The sequence below is a fragment of the Arthrobacter sp. C152 genome, assembly GCF_054890965.1.
This window is the reverse complement of the sequence record NZ_JBTZSU010000006.1, coordinates 169,588-188,553: the sequence shown is the minus strand read 5'-3', so window position 1 is coordinate 188,553 and position 18,966 is coordinate 169,588. Positions and strand designations below refer to the sequence as shown.

Here is an 18,966-nt window from a genome sequence, read left to right as displayed (position 1 = left end):
AATGGCACGGTGCGCGGCACCGTGCTGCGCACCCGCATGAAACCTCGTGCAGGACCAGTTCCAGAAGGGCTCCCGGTGTCCAACCACAGCGAAACCGCCGCCAACCGTCCCCTCCGCGTCGCCATCATCGGCGCCGGACCGGCAGGAGTCTATGCTGCGGACATCCTCACCAAGTCCAGTGGCGTGAAGGACGGCGATTTCCAGGTCAGCATCGACCTCTTCGAGGCATACCCGGCCCCCTATGGCCTGATCCGCTATGGCGTGGCCCCGGACCATCCCCGCATCAAGGGCATCGTCAACGCGCTGCACAAGGTCCTGGACCGCGGCGACATCCGCTTCCTGGGCAACGTGACCTACGGCCGGGACCTCACCCTGCACGACTTCCGGGCGTTCTACGACGCCGTCATCTTCTCCACCGGCGCGGTCAAGGACGCGGACCTGGCCATCCCCGGCATCGACCTGGAAGGCTCCTTCGGCGGCGCGGACTTCGTGTCCTGGTATGACGGCCACCCGGATGTTCCGCGCGAATGGCCCCTGGAGGCCCGGGAGATCGCGGTCATCGGCAACGGCAACGTGGCGCTGGACGTTGCCCGCATGCTGGTCAAGCACCCCGAAGAGCTCCTCAGCACCGAGATCCCGGACAACGTCTACCAGGGCCTGAAGTCCTCGCCCGTCACGGACGTCCACGTCTTCGGCCGCCGCGGCCCGGCCCAGGTCAAGTTCACCCCGCTGGAGCTGCGGGAGCTGAGCCACATGAACGACGTGGACATCGTGCTCTACCCGGAGGACTTCGAATTCGACGAAGCTTCCGATGAGGCCATCCGCACCAACAACCAAACCAAGACCATGGTGAACACCCTCACCAACTGGCTGGTGGAGGAACACGCCGAGTCCGAGAACCCTTCCTCGCGCAGGCTGCACCTGCACTTCCTGCACAGCCCCGTTGAAGTGCTCGACGGCGGCAAGGGCAAGGTGGCCGGCATCAAGTTCGAGCGCATGCAGCTTGACGGCACCGGCAACGCCAAGGGCACGGGGGAGTACGTGGAGTACCCTGTCCAGGCCGTCTACCGGGCCATCGGCTACCACGGCTCGCCGCTGGACGAGCTGGAGTATGACGCCAAGCGCGGCGTCATACCGAACGAAGGCGGCCGCGTCCTGGACGCGGCCGGCAATCCCGTCCCCGGTATCTACGCCACCGGCTGGATCAAACGCGGGCCGGTGGGGCTGATCGGGCACACGAAGGGCGACGCGCTGGAGACCATCGGATTCCTGCTGGAGGACCGGCTGCAGCTGCCGGCGGCGGAGAACCCGGACCCCCAGGCCATCATCGACCTGCTCGAGGAACGCGGCATCGAGTACACCACGTGGGAGGGCTGGAACAAGCTTGACGCCCACGAGGCCGGCCTCGGCCAGGCGTGGACCGGCCCCGAAGGCCTGGACCACGTGGTGCGCGAACGCATCAAGGTGGTCCCGCGCGAGGAAATGATCCGCATCTCCCGCGCCTGACCCCTGGAACCGCCGCCAAAAGCCTAGGCGCGGAAACACATTGGTATTAATCTAATTAACATGAATGCGGCTAAGGCCAAAACCAGGGCCTACAGTTCGCCCAAGCGCGCTTCTTCCGCCGCCGAGACGGGGCGCCGAATCCTGCAGGCAACGCTGGACCTGTTCATGGAGGGGCCGCTCGCCGACGTCACCCTGAATGCCGTCGCGGACCGCGCAGGGGTGACGGTCCAGACCGTCATCCGCCGCTTCGGCGACCGGATGGGCCTGATCCATTCCACCGCTGAGTTCGCGTCCACCCAGGTTGCCGCCCAGCGCGGCGCCGCTCCCGCCGGGGACGTTCCAGCCGCCGTCGACAATCTCGTTGCGCATTACGAATCCACCGGTGCCCTGGCGCTGAAGCTACTGGCCGAGGAGGAAACGTCTCCGGTCCTTGCAGAGATCACCGCAGGCGGCCGGCGCCTCCACCGGGAATGGTGTGAACGCGTCTTCGCGCCGTTCCTGGCGGAGGACTTCCTCGCGGGCAGGGTGGCGCGTGCACGCCGTCTTGCCCAGTTCGTCGCGATCTGCGACGTCTACACCTGGAAGCTGCTCCGCCTCGATGCGGGGCTGGGCAAGGACCAGGTGGCAGTCTCCCTGCTCGAAATGCTGGAGCCCTTCACCCGGAGGTCCTGATGTCCACCGTCCTCGCATACACCTCTCCCGCCATTGGCCATCTCTTTCCCATGGTTCCCGTTCTCCTGGAGCTGAAGGCCCGCGGCCACGACGTCCATGTGCGCGGTCTCCGGCAGCAGCTGCCGGTGCTGCGCGGGGCCGGGTTCCAGGCGGAGGCGATCGACGGCCGGCTGCCTGGCATTGAGCTGAATGATTACCGTGCCGGGAATGCGCGGGCAGCCCTGGCGTCAAACGTCCAAACCTTCACGGCCCGGGCCCGCTTCGACGCGCCGGACCTCCAGGCAGCCATCGACGCGGTGAAACCGGACCTGCTGGTAGTGGACATCAATTCGTGGGGTGCCCGGATCGCGGCGGAGGCATCGGGCCTTCCCTGGGCCACATTCAGCCCGTACACGCCGCCGCTGGCCTCCCGCGGCACACCGCCGTTCGGCCCCGGGCTGGATCCCATGCCCGGACCCCTCGGCCGGGCACGTGACGCGCTGGCGCGGCGGCTGGTGATCGGCGCCGTCGAGAAACTGATGCTGCCGCGCATCAACTCCCTCCGCGCCGACCTGTCCGGAGGCCGGCTTGGCCCGGTCAACGGTGCCGACGCGATGTTCCGGACCGCCCCGCTGCTGCTGGTCGCCACCTCCGAGCCCCTCGAGTACCCGCATCCAGACTGGGGGCCCGATGTCCGCATGATCGGGGCGCTCACCTGGGAACCGCCGTCGCCGCCGCCGGCCTGGCTGGAGGATACCTCGCGGCCCGTCGCCCTGGTCACCACCTCCTCCGAATACCAGGCTGACGAGGCCATTGTGCGGGCAGCCTTGGAAGGCCTTGCCGGGGAGCCTTTCACCGTCGTCGCAACGCTGCCCGCCGCAGCAAGCGGCTCCGCGCGGGCATCCGGCACCACCGGCCTCGGGAGCATTCCGGCCAACGCCCGGCTGGAGCACTTCGTCCCGCACGGGCCGGTGCTGGAGCGCGCCGCCGTTGCCATCACCCACGGCGGCATGGGGGCCACCCAAAAGGCACTGGCCAAGGGGGTGCCGGTGGTGGTGGTGCCCTTCGGCCGGGACCAGCACGAGGTGGCGGCGCGGGTGGTGGCGGCAGGCGCCGGGGTCAGGCTCCGCCGCAGGAACCTGACTCCCGGCAGGCTTCGCCAGGCCGTCCACGAGGCCCTTGGGAAGAAAGACGGCGCCCGCCGGGTGGCCGCAGGATTCAGGGCCGCCGGGGGAGCGGCTGCTGGGGCAGACGCGCTGGAAGGGCTGGTCCGGGTACACCCATGACACGGGGTTTTTGTCCCGCTATGCTTGCTGGGCACCCTGCCTGCACGTAACGGGAGTTCGATGACGAACCTGCTCCAGCCTGAACCGCTCCAGCGCGCCGCGCTGGCCGGGCATGAGCACCTGGACGCCGCGTCCGGCGGAACCCCGGAACTGCCCGGGCTGCGCAAGCTCATCAAGGAGTCGTGGCAGCGCTCGGCCAGCCTCCGTGCCAACCCGGACAACCCCGCCGCGCCGCTGGCCCTCGACTGGGACGAGCTGGAGGACTACCGCCGGCAGCATCCGCTGGCCGCAATCATGCCGGTGATCAACAAGCTCCTGGTCCAGCCCAGCCACGACAGTGGACTCCTGGTGGCCGTGGGGGACGAAGTGGGCCGCCTCCTCTGGGTGCACGGCGACCCCGCCCTCCAGAGACGGGCGGAGGGCATGATGTTCGTCCCCGGCGCCGACTGGTCCGAAGCCAGCGTCGGCACCAGCGCCCCGGGAACCGCCCTCGCCCTCGGCCGCGGCATCCAGATCGCCGGCGCCGAGCACTACCAGCGGACGGTCCACCCCTGGAGCTGCACCGCGGTGCCCTTCCATGACCCCGATTCCGGTGCGGTGCTCGGCGTCGTGGACATCACCGGCACGGCCACCGCCGTGGCGCCGCACACCCTTTCGCTGGTGGAGGCCACCGTCGCGGCCGCGCAGGCGCAGCTGCGCGTGGAGCGGCTCCAGCTCGCTGCGGAGCTCGCCAGGAAGCCGGTACGACGGCGGTCCCCGGCTGCCGCTGCCAGGCCGGGGCAGGGTGCCGCGGAGGGCAGCCTCTACCGCAACAGCCTGCAACTGCTGGGGCGCGACCAGGCGCTGCTCAGCCTCGCCGGGAAGACAGTTGCGCTCTCCGCCCGGCACAGCGAGATCATGGCCCTGCTCAGCACGCACAAGGACGGGCTCACCGCCGAGGAAATGAGCACACTGCTGTACCCCGGGGACGGATCCACCATCACGCTCCGGGCCGAGATGGTGCGGCTGAGGAAGGTGCTGCAGCAGCTCAGCCCGGACGCCGTTCCCGGTTCGCGCCCGTACCGGCTCCCCCTGGACGTGGTGCCGGACACCGGCCAGGTGCTGAGCTGCCTGCAGCGCGGGGCCCACCGGATCGCCCTGGAAATCTACCGCGGTGCGGTGCTTCCCCGCTCCGAGGCGCCGGGCATCATCGACCTGCGGGACAGGGTCTCCTCCCTGCTCCGCGAGGCAGTCCTCACGGACGGCAGCGCCGAGTCGCTGCTGAAATACGCCGGCCTCCCGGAGGCAAGGGACGACGTCGGCATCCGCCGTGCCGCGCTCCGCCTGCTGCCGCCGCGCTCACCCAAGCGTGCCGCCGTCGTCGCTGAACTGGAACGGCTGGAAGCCGAACTCCGCGCTTAACTCCTGGGTTGCAACCTTGCTGCAACCTGCCCGCTCCTACGCTGGCTCCAACGGCGAACGCCTGGATTAGCAAAGGAGCTAGCAATGACCGTTTACGCACAGCCCGGTACCGAAGGTTCCAAGGTCACGTTCAAGGACCGCTACGAGAACTGGATCGGCGGCGAATGGGTGGCCCCCGTGAAGGGACAGTACTTCGAAAACATCACCCCGGTCACCGGGAAGGCCTTCTGCGAGGTGGCGCGCGGCACCGCGGAGGACATCGAGCTGGCGCTGGACGCCGCACACAAGGCAGCTCCGTCCTGGGGCAAGACCTCCGTGGCCGAGCGTGCCGCCATCCTGAACAGGATCGCGGACCGCATCGACGAAAACCTCGAAATGCTCGCCGTGGCAGAAACCTGGGACAACGGCAAGCCCGTCCGCGAAACCCTCAACGCCGACCTCCCGCTCGCCGCCGACCACTTCCGCTACTTCGCCTCCGCGGTCCGGGCCCAGGAAGGCAGCCTCTCGCAGCTCGACGACGACACCACCGCCTACCACTTCCACGAGCCGCTCGGCGTCGTGGGCCAGATCATCCCCTGGAACTTCCCCATCCTGATGGCTGTGTGGAAGCTGGCCCCCGCGCTCGCCGCCGGCAACGCCGTGGTCCTCAAGCCCGCTGAGCAGACGCCGAGCTCCATCCTGGTGCTGATGGAACTCATCGGCGACCTGCTGCCCGCCGGCGTGGTGAACGTGGTCAACGGCTTCGGCGTGGAAGCCGGCAAGCCCCTGGCCTCAAGCCCCCGGATCCGCAAGATCGCCTTCACCGGTGAAACCACCACCGGCCGGCTCATCAGCCAGTACGCCAGCCAGAACATGATCCCCGTCACCCTGGAACTGGGCGGCAAGAGCCCCAACATCTTCTTCAACGATGTGGCCCAGGACAACGACGCGTTCTACGACAAAGCCCAGGAAGGCTTCGCGCTGTTCGCCTTCAACCAGGGCGAAGTCTGCACCTGCCCGTCCCGAGCCCTGGTTCAGGAGGACATCTACGACTCCTTCATGGCCGACGCCGTGGCCCGGGTGGAGAAGATGGTCCAGGGCAACCCGCTGGACACCGACACCCAGGTGGGTGCCCAGGCCTCCAACGACCAGCTGGAGAAGATCCTCTCCTACATCGACATCGGAAAGCAGGAAGGCGCCAAGGTGCTCACCGGCGGCGCCCGCGCCGAACTGCCCGGCGACCTGGCCGGCGGCTACTACGTCCAGCCCACCGTCTTCGAAGGCCATAACAGGATGCGGATCTTCCAGGAGGAGATCTTCGGACCCGTCGTGGCGGTGACGAAGTTCAGCGACTACAACGACGCCATGGGCATCGCCAACGACACCCTCTACGGCCTCGGCGCCGGCGTCTGGTCGCGCAACGGCAACGTGGCGTACCGCGCAGGCCGCGAGATCCAGGCCGGCCGCGTCTGGGTCAACAACTACCACGCCTACCCGGCAGGTGCCGCTTTCGGCGGCTACAAGTCCTCAGGCATCGGGCGCGAGAACCACGCCATGATGCTGGACCACTACCAGCAGACCAAGAACCTGCTGGTCAGCTACAACGAAAACAAGCTGGGCTTCTTCTAGGCCCGGCTGCCATACCTTCCGCTACAACGACGCAAGGATTTCGCCAATGACGACGACAATGCAAGCAGCAGTAGTAACCACGTTCGGCACCGACCTCTCCGTCCAGGACCTCCCGGTCCCCACGCCGGGGCCGGGGCAGGCACTGATCAAGGTGCTCACCACCGGCGTCTGCCACACGGACCTGCACGCCGCCGAAGGCGACTGGCCGGTCAAGCCGGTCCCGCCGTTTGTTCCCGGCCACGAAGGGGTGGGCGAAGTGGTGGCCCTGGGCGAAGGGGTCACCGACCTCGCCGTCGGGGACCTGGTAGGCAACGCCTGGCTGTGGTCGGCCTGTGGGGACTGCCAGTACTGCCGCACCGGCTGGGAGACCCTCTGTGAGGCCCAGAAGAACGGCGGCTACAGCGTGGACGGCTCCTTCGGGGAGTACATGCTCGTGGACTCGCGCTTCGCCGCGCGGATACCGGCGGGATCCGACCCCGTCGAGGTGGCGCCGGTGCTCTGTGCCGGCGTCACCGTTTACAAGGGATTGAAGATGACCGAGGCCCGGCCGGGCCAGTGGGTCACGATCTCCGGCATCGGCGGGCTGGGGCACATCGCTGTCCAGTACGCGGTGGCCATGGGGCTGCGGGTCGCTGCCGTGGACATCGCGGACGACAAGCTGGCGCTCGCCAGGGCCCATGGCGCGGAAGTGACGGTCAACGCCCTGCACGAAGACCCGGCCGAAGTGATCCAGCGTGAAACAGGGGGTTGCCATGGAGTGCTGGTCACCGCGGTGCACCCGTCGGCCTTCGGGCAGGCCATCGGGATGGCCCGCCGCGGCGGGACCATCGTGTTCAACGGACTGCCGCCGGGGGACTTCCCGGCGCCGATCTTCGAGATTGTGCTCAAGGGGCTGACGGTCCGCGGCTCAATCGTGGGCACCCGGCAGGACCTGGAGGAAGCCCTGGACTTCTACGCCCGCGGAAAGATCCATCCCACCGTCTCCGTCCGTGAACTGTCCGAGGTCAACGCGGTGTTCGACGAGATGAAGCACGCCAAGATCGACGGCCGCGTGGTGTTGAGGTTCTGATGCCGCACTATGGGATCGAGGCTGCCGCGACGCTGCCGGGGGAGGACTTCTCCCGGGTGGCCCTGACTCCGGACGCCGTGGCGCTGCTGCGGTTGCTGTGGGACCGGCACGGACCGCTGATGTTCCACCAGTCCGGCGGCTGCTGCGACGGCTCCGCGCCCATGTGCTATCCGGCCGGGGATTTCATCACCGGCAGTTCCGATGTCCTGCTCGGGCTGTTCGACCTCGCCGACGGCGTGGCGCCGCAGCCCTTGGAGTTCTGGATGTCGCGCGAGCAGTTCGAGTACTGGAGCCACACCCACCTGACGGTGGACGTGGTGCAGGGCCGGGGCAGCGGGTTTTCGGTGGAGGCGCCGGAAGGCCAGCGCTTCCTCATCCGCTCCACCCTGATGGACTGGCCGGCCTGATTAAATTCGAACTGAGGAATTCGGTCCAAACAGGTGCGGGGCTCTCCGTTGGGAGGGCCCCGCACCTGTTTCCTGAACAAAGTTCGGGAAACCAGCCATCTCACGATGTGGGACGATTGGGCCCGTCCACTGGATGGACACTATCGTTGATAGGTCTGTTTCCATCACAAACCAGGATTGTGATTCCCCATGAATCTCCTCCGGACCAAATCCATTGAGCAGTCAATAGCCGACGCCGATGAGCCCGGACGCAAGCTCAAGCGCTCCCTCAGTACCTGGGACCTCATGATTATGGGCGTCGCCGTGGCGGTGGGCGCCGGTATCTTCTCCGTTGGCGCCAAAGCAGCGGCCAACTTCGCGGGCCCCGCCGTGACGCTGTCCTTCGCCATCGCCGCCGTCACCTGCGCGCTGGCCATCATGTGCTACGCCGAATTCGCCACCGCCATCCCCGTGGCCGGCTCCGCGTACGTCTTCACCTACGCCACCATGGGCGAGATCCTCGCCTGGATCATCGGGTGGAACCTGATCCTCGAGCTGTTCACGGCGGCTGCCGTGATCGCCAAGTACTGGGGCATCTACCTCAGCAAGGTGTTCGCCCTGATGGGCGCCGATGTCCCGCCGGCCATCTCCCTGGGCGGCGTGGACCTGTACTGGGGCGCCTTCCTGATCGTTGCCATCTTCACCGTGCTGCTGGTGCTGGGCACCAAGCTTTCCGCCCGGGTGGGCAACATCTTCACCCTGATCAAGATCGGCGTGGTGCTGTTCGTGATCATCGTGGGCTTCACCTACGTCAAGTTCGAGAACTACACGCCCTTCGTGCCCGCGGCCGAGCCCACGGCCGGAACGGGTGCCGCCGATGTCCTGAAGCAGTCCTTCTTCGGCTTCCTCACCGGTGCCGCCCCCGCACAGTACGGCACGCTCGGTATCTTCGCCGGTGCCGCACTGGTGTTCTTCGCGTTCATCGGCTTCGACGTGGTGGCCACCTCCGCGGAGGAAGTGAAGAATCCGCAGAAGACCCTGCCGCGCGGCATCTTCGGCGGCCTGGCCCTGGTGACCCTGCTGTACATCCTCGTCTCCCTGGCCCTGACCGGCATGGTGTCCTACACGCAGCTGGCCGAGGCCAAGAGCCCCACCCTCACCACGGCGTTCGAAGCGGTGGGGGACACCTCGGCCGCCAAGGTGATCGCCTTCGGGTCCCTGGTGGGCCTGACCACCGTGATCATGGTGCTCCTCATGGGCCTGTCCCGTGTGGTCCTGGCCATGAGCCGCGACGGCCTGCTGCCGCGGTCGCTGTCCAAGACCAGTGACAAGCGTTCGACGCCGGTCCGCCTCCAGGTCATCTGCGGCGCCGCGGTCGCTCTCGTGGCAGGACTGACCAACGTGGACCTGCTCGAGGAAATGATCAACATCGGCACGCTGTCCGCGTTCGTAGTGGTCAGCCTCGGCATCCTGGTGCTGCGCAGGAAGCGCCCGGACCTGAAGCCGGCCTTCCGGGTCCCGTTCGGCAAGGTGCTGCCGATCGTCTCGGCCGTGCTGTGCCTGTACCTGATGACCAACCTCGCCGTGGAGACCTGGATCTTCTTTGCCGTCTGGCTGGTCATCGGCCTGGCGATCTACTTCCTGTACGGCCAGCGCCACTCCCGGCTCAACGAGCGCTTCGCCGAGGCCAGCGCCTCCGTCAACCGCGCACCGGAAGACGGCGCCGCAGCCGCCGCCGGGCGCGATGACGAGGACGAGCTCACCCGCGCCTGAGCTACCCCGCTGCTTGGGTTACCCGGCGCCCGGGTGACCCCGCCGCACCTGCTGTTCTGCCCGCCCGGGCTTCCCGGGCGGGCAGACGCGTTTCCAGCTCCCGGGTTTCCGGCTCCTAGGATGGAAGCATGGCACGCCCCTCCCGGTCCGAACGCAAGGCCGAACTGCTCACAGCCATCCTCGACTACCTGATGGACAAGACCCTCGCGGAGCTGACCTTCCGCAGCCTGGCCGAGGGGCTGGGGATGAGCGCCTACGTGCTCGTTTACCACTTCGGAAACCGGGACCAGCTCATCAACGACATCGTCGCCTCCATCGAGTCCCGGCTGGACTGGATGCGCAGCACCGACGTCCGCGACATTGACCGCGACGCGTGGCGGGCCTTCCTGCTGGACTCCTGGCAGTGGACCATGGCGCAGCGGAACCGCCACCTGACCCGGCTGGAGTTCGAGGCGACCGCGCAGGATATAGTGGCCGGCGAGCCGCGCGGAAGCTCACAGGAAAACTTCCGCCTGCTGCACCACAAGACCCGGGACTGGCTCATGGTGCAGGGGATCGCCGAAGAATACGCCGACACAGACGCCAGGCTCTTCACCTCCACCTTCTACGGCCTGCAGTTCGACTTCGTGGTGATGAACGAGCCGGAAGCCGCCACCAAGGCTTTCGAGCTGATGCTGACTGTGTTCTTCAACAACCTCGAAACCCGCCTGGCAGCCGCGCAGAACACCTGATCCTGCCTACGGCGCGGCGTAGCGCCCCACCCACTCCACGAGGGCCCGGAGCTGCCGCCACCTGGCCGCGACCTCATCCCGCACCGCCGGGGTGGAGACCCATTCCGGCTGGCCCACCTCGACTCCAGCCGACAAGGACTTGTGCTTGAGCAGTTCGGCGCGCGGGTGGTCCGCGGCGAAACCGCGGGGGACGGTTTTGAGCCTTTCGCCCTCGATGGTGAATCCTGCGCCCGCCACCGCATCGACGATCTCCTGCAGGGCGGCACCGCTGGCCGAGGCGTCGGCGGCAGCCCGGAACCTGGCCAGCTGGGCGGGCGTGTGGGAGTGGTAGCCGCCGCCGATCAGCAGGCCGTCGGCGTTGATCTGCAGGTAGAACCCGACGCCCTCCTGCCGCGCCGCGAACGCACCCTGCGCCGTCTTGTAGGGCGACTTGTCCGGCGAAAACCGGACGTCCCGGTAGGGCCGGAACAGCTTGGCCGGCCCGAACTCCGGTTCCAGCCCCTCAAGGAGTTCGGTGAGGGGTTGTTTCACGGCGGCGTCGTAGGTGTCCCTGTGCCCCAGCCACCAGTCACGGTTGTTGTTCTCTTCCAGCTCCGCGTAGAACCGGAACGCCTCGGGCGGAATGCCTGCGAATGTGTTCATGCATGGAGCCTAGGACCGGCTGCACCAACGGACCAGCCCCACCCCGCCGTATGTGCAAAACCGCAGCTTAAACGGCAGGACACCCCGTCCCGGAAGCCCGGGGACGGGGTGTCCTGACGACGTCCGGAAGCGCCGGACGGCGGAGTGCTAGCCGATCTTGTTGGCAGCCTCAGCGTCGGAAGCCGGCGCGGCACCGAGGTTGGCGCGCAGCTTGGCGCCCAGTTCGGCGTCGACGCTGGTCCAGTACTGGATGGCGCGTTCCTTGATGTCGGAGCGCTTGACGCCGCCGACCGCACCGGTGATGGTCTCCAGGAAGCGGCCCTTGGCAGCCTCGTCGTAGACCTCGCGGTACAGGGTGCCGGCCTGGACGAAGTCGCCGTCCTCGGCGTGCAGCGAGTGCGCGGCGAGGGTCAGTTCGCCGTCGTTCTCCCAGCCGCCGGCCGGGTTCTGCGGCTCAACCGCGGCCGGGCCACCGAAGGTGTTGGGGGCGTAGACCGGCACGGACGGGGCGTTGAACAGGAAGCGTCCCTGGCCGTCCTGGCTGTAGTTGTTGACCTGGTTCTTGGGCTGGTTCACCGGGATCTGGGCGTGGTTGGTGCCCACGCGGTAGCGGTGTGCGTCCGCGTAGGAGAAGATGCGGGCCTGCAGCATCTTGTCCGGGGAGGCGGCAATGCCGGGCACGAAGTTCGACGGCGCGAAGGTGGCCTGCTCGATCTGCGCGAAGTAGTTCTCCGGGTTCCGGTTCAGCTCCATGGTGCCGACCTTGATCAGCGGGTAGTCCGCGTGCGGCCAGACCTTGGTGAGGTCGAACGGGTTGAAGCGGTACGTCTTGGCGTCCTCGTACGGCATGACCTGGACGTGCAGGTCCCAGGACGGGAAGTTTCCGGCCTCGATGTTCTCGGACAGGTCGCGGATGTAGAAGTCCGCGTCGGAGCCGGCCAGTGCCTCGGCCTGGTCGCCGGTCATGTTCTTCACGCCCTGGTTGGAGTGGAAGTGGTACTTGACCCAGAACCGTTCGCCTTCGGCGTTGATCCACTGGTAGGTGTGCGAGCCGTAGCCCTGCATTTCGCGCCAGGAGGCGGGCAGGCCGCGGTCACCCATGAGCCAGGTGACCTGGTGGGCGGACTCGGGGGACAGGGTCCAGAAGTCCCACTGCATGTCGGCGTCGCGCAGGTGGGTGCCGGGCAGGCGCTTCTGGGAGTGGATGAAGTCCGGGAACTTGATGCCGTCGCGGATGAAGAACACCGGGGTGTTGTTGCCCACGAGGTCGTAGTTGCCTTCGCTGGTGTAGAACTTCACCGCGAAGCCGCGGGGGTCGCGCCAGGTGTCCGGGGAGCCGTTCTCGCCAGCAACGGAGGAGAAGCGGATCAGCATCTCGGTCTCGACGCCCGGCTGCAGGAACGCGGCCTTGGTGTACTTGGAGATGTCCTCGGTGGCCTTGAACGTACCGAAGGCACCGCCGCCCTTGGCGTGCACTACGCGCTCCGGCACCCGCTCACGGTTGAACTGGGCAAGCTTTTCCACCAGGTAGTGGTCGGTCAGGATGATGGCACCGTCGGCACCAACTGACTTTGAGTGGGCGTCGGACGTTACCGGCGCACCCGACTGGGTTGTGGAAACGGCAGTCATTGTTCTCCTATTTCTGTGTTTCTTGTAAAGGACGACTGGGGAGGAAGTTGTTGGGTCCGCTGGCAGTCCTGGCAGATGCCCTGGTACATGACGTCGGCGATCTGGATGGTCATCGGCTTGGCGTCCGGATTCCAGTGGGGGGTAAGGCAGGGGGCGTGTCCGACGGCGCAGTCCACGTCCTCCACCCGGCCGCAGCTGATGCAGATGGCGTGGTGGTGGTTGTCGCCCACGCGCGTTTCATACAGGGCGGGGGAGTGGGGCGGCTCGAACCGGCGCAGCATGTGCAGGTCCGTCAGGTCGCCGAGGACGACGTACACGGACTGGGCGGTCAGTTCCGGCAGCTCGGCGCGGGCTGCCGCCAGGATGCTTTCCGCCGGGGAGTGGGGGTGGCGTTCGACGGCGGCCAGCACGGCGAGCCGCTGCTTGGTCACCCTGCGGCCGTGGGCGCGCAGGGCTGCAGCCCATGCTTCCTGGCCGTCGAAGTGCTCCGTCATGGCTCCATTGAAGCACTTATTATTAGTAAGTCACAATAAGGCGTGGCTAACCTTTCCGTGTCGGCCGCTAGGGTTGCTGGGTGGGGAGAATTCTGGCCGACGTGCGGCCGCTGAAGGAAAGCCCGGAGTTCCGCCGGCTGTGGCTGGGATCCGCGGTGTCCGCCGTCGGCAGCCAGCTCACCCTGGTGGCCGTGAGCCTTGAGGTGTACCGGCTGACGCAGGACAGCTTCTACGTGGGGCTGCTGGGCGTCTTCGCCTTGGTGCCCCTGGTGGTGGGTGGCCTCATGGGCGGGTCCATCGCCGACGCGCACGACCGGCGGCGCATTGCCCTGCTCGCCTCCGCGGTGCTGTGGCTGACCACCGGCCTGATCGCGCTTCAGTCCTGGCTGCACCTGGGCAGCGTCTGGGTCCTCTACCTCCTCGTCGCCCTCCAAAGCGGGGCCCAGGCCATCAACCAGCCGGCCAGGAGTGCGATCCTTCCGGCGCTTATCCGGAAGGAGCTCCTGCCTGCCGCGAACGCGCTGAACATGCTGTCCCTGGGCCTTGCCATGACGGCCGGGCCGCTGCTGGCCGGTGTCCTGGTGGCACTGCTTGGCTTTGGCTGGACCTACACCATCGACTTCGCCAGCTTCGCCTTCGTCCTCTGGGCCGTGTACCGGCTGCCGCCCATGCCCCCGTCCGGGGCCCGCAGCAAGGCCGGGCTCCGCTCCGTCGTCGAGGGCTTCCGCTTCCTGGGCACCCGCACCAACCTCCGGATGACCTTCATCATCGACCTCATCGCCATGGTCCTGGCCCAGCCGCGCGCCCTGCTGCCGGCCGTTGCCGCCCTGGCTATCGGCGGCGGCGAGGCCACCGTGGGCATCCTGCTGGCGTGCACCGCCGTCGGGGCCTTCCTTGCCGGACTCTTCTCCGGCCCGCTGGGCATGGTGCGCCGCCAAGGGACCGCCGTCGTGGTCTCCGTCATGGGGTGGGGCGCCTCCATTGGTGCGTTCGGGCTGGTGGTGCTGCTGGCCGGACGGGCGCCGGACGGGGGCGTGACACCCTGGCTGGTTCCCGCTGCCGCCTGCTGCGCCCTGGCCGGCATCGCCGATTCGATCAGCAGCGTCTTCCGCAACACCATCCTGCAGGCCGCCGCGCCGGACCACCTGCGCGGCCGGCTGCAGGGCGTCTTCATCGTGGTGGTGGCCGGCGGTCCGCGGATCGGGGACCTGCTGGCCGGTGGCGGGACTAAGATTTTGAGCGAAGGCTGGGTCCTGCTGCTCGGCGGTGCGCTGTGCATCGCGGGCGCGTGGACGGCGGCGAAACTGCAGCCGGGCTTCGGCAGGTATGACGCCCGGAACCCGGTGCCGTAGTGGACCGTTCCTTGAACAAGGAGGAAACGTGCACAACCATCACAACGGGCTGAAGACCGCGGCCCTGTTCGGCGTCCTGTGGGCCGTGCTGCTCGGCCTGGGCGGACTGATCGGCGTCGGTACCCGCAGTTCGGCGCCCATCTGGATCATGGCGCTGATCGGCGTCGGCACCACGTTCTACGGCTACTGGAACAGCGACAAGATTGCCATCCGCTCCATGCAGGCGTTCCCGGTGACCGAGGCCCAGGCGCCGCAGCTCTACCAGATCGTCCGGGAGCTGTCCGCCCGCGCCAACCAGCCGATGCCGCGGATCTACGTCTCGCCCACGATGAACCCGAACGCCTTCGCCACCGGACGTAACCCGCAGAACGCGGCCGTCTGCTGCACCGAGGGCATCCTGAACCTCCTCGACGCCCGTGAACTCCGCGGGGTCCTGGGCCACGAACTCATGCACGTCTACAACCGCGACATCCTCACCTCATCGGTGGCGGCCGCCGTCGCCGGCGTGATCACCTCGGTGGGCCAGATGCTGCTGTTCTTCGGCGGCGGGGACCGGCGCAACGCCAACCCGCTGGCGATGATCGCCATGGCCCTGCTGGCGCCCTTCGCGGCATCGCTGATCCAGATGGCCATCTCCCGCACCAGGGAGTACGACGCCGATGAGGACGGCTCGCAGCTGACCGGCGATCCGCTGGCGCTCGCCTCAGCCCTGGCCAAGATTGAGCGCGGCGTCACCCTTGCGCCGCTGCCGCAGGACCAGCGGCTGGTCAACGCCTCGCACCTGATGATCGCCAACCCGTTCCGCGGCGGCGCCATCAACAAGCTCTTCGCCACCCACCCGCCGATGCGCGACCGGATCTCCCGGCTGGAACGGATGGCGGGCCGGCCGCTTTAGCCGGGATCCCGCCGTCGGACGGTGGGTGGCGACGCGGGACGGCCGCTTTAGGCGAAGAGGCCGTCGCCGACGAAACCGCCGGGCTGCACGCCGCCGGGGACCGCGAAGAGGCCCGAGCCGGTGTGCTTGAGGTACTCCACGGCCAGGGTGTCGCCCTTGGCCATGGCCAGCTGCATGGGGACATAGTGCGTCCGGGGATCGGTGACGAACGCGATGAAGAACAGGCCGGCGTCGAGGTGGCCCACGCCGTCGGAACCGTCGGTGTAGTTGTAGCCGCGGCGCAGCATCCGGACCCCGCTGTTCTGGCTGGGGTGCGCCATCCGCATGTGCGAATCGAGCGGAATCAGGGGTTTGCCGCCCTTGCCCTGCCGGGCGAAGTCCGGCTCGGTGAACTCCTCGCCGCCGGAGAGGGGCGCGCCGCTTCCCTTGGTCCTGCCGATCAAGCCTTCTTGTTCGCCCAGGGAGGTACGGTCCCAGATCTCGATATGCATCCTGATCCGGCGGGCCACCAGGTAGCTGCCGCCTGCCATCCAGGCATCCTGCGGCCGGGCGGCCGCCGCCCACACATGCTGGTCCAGCAGCTGCTGGTCCTCGACCTTGACGTTGTTGGTGCCGTCCTTGAAGCCGAACAGGTTCCGCGGGGTCTGCTGGGCCCGCGAGGTGGAGGACGTCCGGCCAAAGCCGAGCTGGGACCAGCGCACCCGCACTTTACCGAAGCCGATCCTGGCGAGGTTGCGGATGGCGTGGACCGCCACCTGGGGGTCGTCGGCGCATGCCTGCACCACCAGGTCGCCGCCGCTGCGGGCAGGGTCGAGGTCGTCGCCGGGGAAGTGCGGCAGGTCGATCAGGGCCTCGGGCCTGCGCCCCTCCAGGCCGAAGCGGGCCGCGCCGTCCTTTTCGAACAGGCTCGCGCCGAAACCGAAGGTCAGGGTCAGCTTTCCGGCGTTAAGGTCCAGGGCCTCCCCGGTGTCCTCGGGCGGGGCGCCGTAGGGGCCGTCCACGGCGCCCGTCGCACCGGCGGGCCTGCCCTGGGTCAGTGCCTCCGCGGCCCCGGTCCAGTCCTTGAGCAGCTGGATGAGCTCTTCCCGCTTGGTGGTGGTGACGTCGAACGCCGCCATGTGGAGGCGGTCCTGCGCGGCGGTGGTGATGCCGGCCTGGTGCTCGCCGTGGAAGGGGACCACCGGGCTGTCGGCGGCGGGCGCCGGGGCAGCACTTGCCGCGACGGCGTCGTGGCCCAGGAAGCCGGCCGCGAGGCCGGCGGCGGCACCGCCCAGCCCGGCGAGGCCCAGCAGGCCGCGCCTGCTCATGCGGGGTCCCGCCGTCGACTGTTCCTCCGGTGCCGTGGCGCCGGCGCTGCCTGTTCCCGGTGTTTCCGGCGGCTGGCCGCCGAACGGGCAGCCGGTCACAGGACCACCGCTGCGGTCAGCTTGGACAGCGGTTCCCCGAGGGCGTCCACCAGGGAGGCCAGCCGCTGGACCTGCTCGGGTGCCAGTTTGTCGTAGGAGGTGAAGCCGCCGCCCTGGGCGTGTGTGGTGAGTTCAGCCTGCAGGGCTGCGAACTTCTCATCCAGCGACGTGGCCAGGGCAGGGTCCTTCTGCTGAAGGGCCGGCTTGAGGTTTTCGAACGCGATGCGTGCGCCGTCGACGTTCGCCTGGAAGTCCCAGAGGTCGGTGTGCGACCAGATCTCCTCTTCGCCGGTGACCTTCCCGGTGGCCACCTCGTCCAGCAGTTCCTTGGCGCCGTTGCCCAGCATGTCCGCCGAAATCTCCAGTGTGCGGGTGCGCTCCACGAGCTCCTTGGTGTCGGCCACCAGCCGGTCGGCGATGGACGTACGCTCGGCTGCGGTCAGGGCGGTGTACCCGGCCGGCGGGAAGAGGTCCTTTTCCGCCCGGTGCCAGCCGGTCCACTCCTGGCCGGGCTCGAGGTCGGCTTCGCGGGCATCGAGCTGCGGGTCGAGGTCACCGAAGGACTCGGCCACCGGCTCGATCCGTTCCCAGTGCTGGCGTGTTGCCGCATACAGGGACCGGGCCTTTTCCGTGTCGCCGGCGGCATAGGCGGCGGCGAACTGCTCGGTGCCGGTGAGCAGCTGTTCGCTTTGGTCCTTGACGTAGGACGCGTACTGCGCGGTGGCGGTATCGAGCAGGTGCTGGAAGTCCGCGTCCGCGGAGGGCTGGTTGCCGGACTGGGTCACTTCCAGCGCACCCCGGATCCCGTCGCCCTCCATGCCCGGCTTGCAGGCGGTGGTGTAGGTGCCGGCGGGGGCGGTGACCACGAGGTTGCGGGTGAGGCCCGGGCCGATGTTCTCCACTTCGCCGAGGATGCGCAGTCCGTCCGCCGCCAGCAGGTAGAACTCGGTCACCTCCGGGCCTTCGTTCTTGACCGTGAAGGTGAGGTTGCCGCTGGGCACGCTGCCGGTGGACACCTTGCACTCGGTGGCGGAGCTGACCACCTGGATGGTGCCGGGGGAGGTGTCGGCGGCCTTGGTGTTGTCGGTGCAGCCGGTGGCGATCAGGGGCAGGGCCACGACGGCGGCGGCCAGGGACGCGATGTTGGTCCCGCGGGTGCGGGCGTTTTTGGGCAGGGCCTTGTTGGGCAGGGTGAAGCCAGGCATGGGGATTCCTTTGGTGCGGGTGGAGGGGGCTAGGCGGCCGCTACGGCCTTGACGGCGGCGTTGTTGGCGGCGGCGGCGGGGTTCGGGGGTGATGTTCGGTTGCTGCGCAGGTAGAGGAACAGCACCGGCAGCACGTACGCGAGCCAGGCGGCGGCCTCAAACCAGGTGGTGGCGGGCGAGAAGTTCAGGGTGCCTTTCAGCAGCGTCCCGTACCAGGACGACGGCGGGACCGCGCCGCTGACATCAAAGGCCAGGGTGTGCAGGCCGGGCAGGAAGCGGGCCTCCTGGAGGTCGTGGATGCCGTAGGACAGGACACCGCCGGCGATCACGATCAGGGCCGCGCCAGTCCAGGTGAAGAAGCGGGAGAGATTGACCTTGAGGACGCCGCGGTGCAGCAGGTAGCCGAATCCTGCCGCGGCCACGAGTCCCAGCAGGGCACCGAAGAGCGGTTGCGTGGATTCGCCTGTGGCCTTCGCCGCCGCCCACAGGAACAGGGCAGTTTCCAGGCCTTCGCGGCCCACCGCGATGGCAGCCACCACCGCCAGGCCCCAGCCCGCTCCGCCGGCGGATTTGTCGACACGCGACTTCAGGTCGCTGCCCAGGGTCCGGGCCGTGCGCGCCATCCAGAAGACCATCCAGGTCACCAGCCCGACGGCCACGATCGACAGGGTGCCGCCGATGGCCTCCTGCGCCTCGAAGGTCAGGCCCTGGGGACCGAAGGTCAGCAGGGCGCCGAACCCGGCGGAAACGGCCACGGCTGCAGCTACGCCGACCCACAGGCGGGGAATGAGGTGGCGGCGGCCGGTCTTGGCCAGGTAGGCCATCAGGAGGACTACCACCAGGGTGGCTTCGAGTCCTTCGCGCAGGCCGATCAGGAAGTTGGCTGTCATGGAAATTCTTTCGCTCAGGCGGCCCTACTTAGGCAGGCCTAA

General features: G+C 68.1%; 17 protein-coding genes. 11 read left to right on the top strand and 6 right to left on the bottom strand.

Annotation, left to right across the window (positions count from 1 at the left end):
* Positions 1-36 precede the first annotated feature (36 nt).
* The 9 genes from ACYSM9_RS06700 to ACYSM9_RS06660 all read left to right on the top strand — a co-directional run bounded on the left by ACYSM9_RS06700 (position 37) and on the right by ACYSM9_RS06660 (position 10,411).
* Positions 37-1,506, top strand: a complete 1,470-nt coding sequence (locus ACYSM9_RS06700) for an FAD-dependent oxidoreductase (protein WP_461856198.1) — start codon at positions 37-39, stop codon at positions 1,504-1,506.
* Positions 1,507-1,566: 60 nt separating this feature from the next.
* Positions 1,567-2,178 carry a TetR/AcrR family transcriptional regulator gene (locus ACYSM9_RS06695; RefSeq protein WP_461856197.1) on the top strand — a complete coding sequence of 204 codons (612 nt, stop codon included), beginning with the start codon at positions 1,567-1,569 and terminating at the stop codon, positions 2,176-2,178.
* Entirely contained in the window at positions 2,178-3,443 is a 1,266-nt protein-coding gene (locus ACYSM9_RS06690) for a glycosyltransferase (RefSeq protein WP_461856196.1), read from the top strand. Before ACYSM9_RS06695 ends, ACYSM9_RS06690 begins: the two co-directional genes overlap by 1 nt.
* 60 nt (positions 3,444-3,503) lie before the next feature.
* Positions 3,504-4,844, top strand: a complete 1,341-nt coding sequence (locus ACYSM9_RS06685) for a GAF domain-containing protein (protein WP_461856195.1) — start codon at positions 3,504-3,506, stop codon at positions 4,842-4,844.
* 84 nt (positions 4,845-4,928) lie between these two features.
* Entirely contained in the window at positions 4,929-6,452 is a 1,524-nt protein-coding gene (gene exaC / locus ACYSM9_RS06680; protein WP_461856194.1) for an acetaldehyde dehydrogenase ExaC, read from the top strand.
* Positions 6,453-6,498: 46 nt separating this feature from the next.
* A complete protein-coding gene (gene adhP, locus ACYSM9_RS06675; protein WP_461856193.1) occupies positions 6,499-7,521 on the top strand; it encodes an alcohol dehydrogenase AdhP in 1,023 nt (340 codons plus the stop codon).
* On the top strand, positions 7,521-7,928 hold the full coding sequence (locus ACYSM9_RS06670; protein WP_461856192.1) for a DUF779 domain-containing protein: 408 nt from the start codon (positions 7,521-7,523) through the stop codon (positions 7,926-7,928). The genes adhP and ACYSM9_RS06670 overlap by 1 nt, the downstream gene beginning before the upstream one ends.
* A gap of 189 nt (positions 7,929-8,117) precedes the next feature.
* Positions 8,118-9,680: an amino acid permease gene (locus ACYSM9_RS06665; RefSeq protein ID WP_461856191.1), complete on the top strand. Its 1,563-nt coding sequence runs from the start codon at positions 8,118-8,120 to the stop codon at positions 9,678-9,680.
* A gap of 128 nt (positions 9,681-9,808) precedes the next feature.
* Entirely contained in the window at positions 9,809-10,411 is a 603-nt protein-coding gene (locus ACYSM9_RS06660) for a TetR/AcrR family transcriptional regulator (RefSeq protein WP_461856190.1), read from the top strand.
* Between the two features lie 6 nt (positions 10,412-10,417).
* Here ACYSM9_RS06660 and ACYSM9_RS06655 read toward each other — a convergent pair whose 3' ends face one another.
* The 3 genes from ACYSM9_RS06655 to ACYSM9_RS06645 form a co-directional block, all read right to left on the bottom strand.
* Positions 10,418-11,053, bottom strand: a complete 636-nt coding sequence (locus ACYSM9_RS06655; RefSeq protein ID WP_461856189.1) for a DUF2461 domain-containing protein — start codon at positions 11,051-11,053, stop codon at positions 10,418-10,420.
* 147 nt (positions 11,054-11,200) lie between these two features.
* The gene (locus tag ACYSM9_RS06650; protein WP_461856188.1) at positions 11,201-12,682 is read right to left on the bottom strand and encodes a catalase; all 1,482 of its coding nucleotides are present in this window, start codon (positions 12,680-12,682) and stop codon (positions 11,201-11,203) included.
* Positions 12,679-13,176, bottom strand: coding sequence for a Fur family transcriptional regulator (locus ACYSM9_RS06645; RefSeq protein WP_461856187.1), 498 nt, complete (start codon positions 13,174-13,176; stop codon positions 12,679-12,681). Before ACYSM9_RS06645 ends, ACYSM9_RS06650 begins: the two co-directional genes overlap by 4 nt.
* 80 nt (positions 13,177-13,256) lie before the next feature.
* Between ACYSM9_RS06645 and ACYSM9_RS06640 the strand changes: the two genes are divergently transcribed.
* Positions 13,257-14,528, top strand: a complete 1,272-nt coding sequence (locus ACYSM9_RS06640; RefSeq protein ID WP_461856186.1) for an MFS transporter — start codon at positions 13,257-13,259, stop codon at positions 14,526-14,528.
* A 28-nt stretch (positions 14,529-14,556) separates the two neighbouring features.
* The gene (htpX, locus tag ACYSM9_RS06635; RefSeq protein WP_461856185.1) at positions 14,557-15,423 is read left to right on the top strand and encodes a zinc metalloprotease HtpX; all 867 of its coding nucleotides are present in this window, start codon (positions 14,557-14,559) and stop codon (positions 15,421-15,423) included.
* 47 nt (positions 15,424-15,470) lie between these two features.
* On the opposite strand, the gene efeB is transcribed toward htpX, so the two are convergent.
* The 3 genes from efeB to efeU all read right to left on the bottom strand — a co-directional run bounded on the left by efeB (position 15,471) and on the right by efeU (position 18,924).
* Complete coding sequence (gene efeB / locus ACYSM9_RS06630) at positions 15,471-16,730, bottom strand: iron uptake transporter deferrochelatase/peroxidase subunit (protein WP_461856221.1); 1,260 nt, start codon at positions 16,728-16,730, stop codon at positions 15,471-15,473.
* 95 nt (positions 16,731-16,825) lie between these two features.
* On the bottom strand, positions 16,826-18,034 hold the full coding sequence (gene efeO / locus ACYSM9_RS06625; RefSeq protein WP_461856184.1) for an iron uptake system protein EfeO: 1,209 nt from the start codon (positions 18,032-18,034) through the stop codon (positions 16,826-16,828).
* A gap of 29 nt (positions 18,035-18,063) precedes the next feature.
* Complete coding sequence (gene efeU / locus ACYSM9_RS06620) at positions 18,064-18,924, bottom strand: iron uptake transporter permease EfeU (protein WP_461856183.1); 861 nt, start codon at positions 18,922-18,924, stop codon at positions 18,064-18,066.
* Between the last annotated feature and the right edge of the window lie 42 nt (positions 18,925-18,966).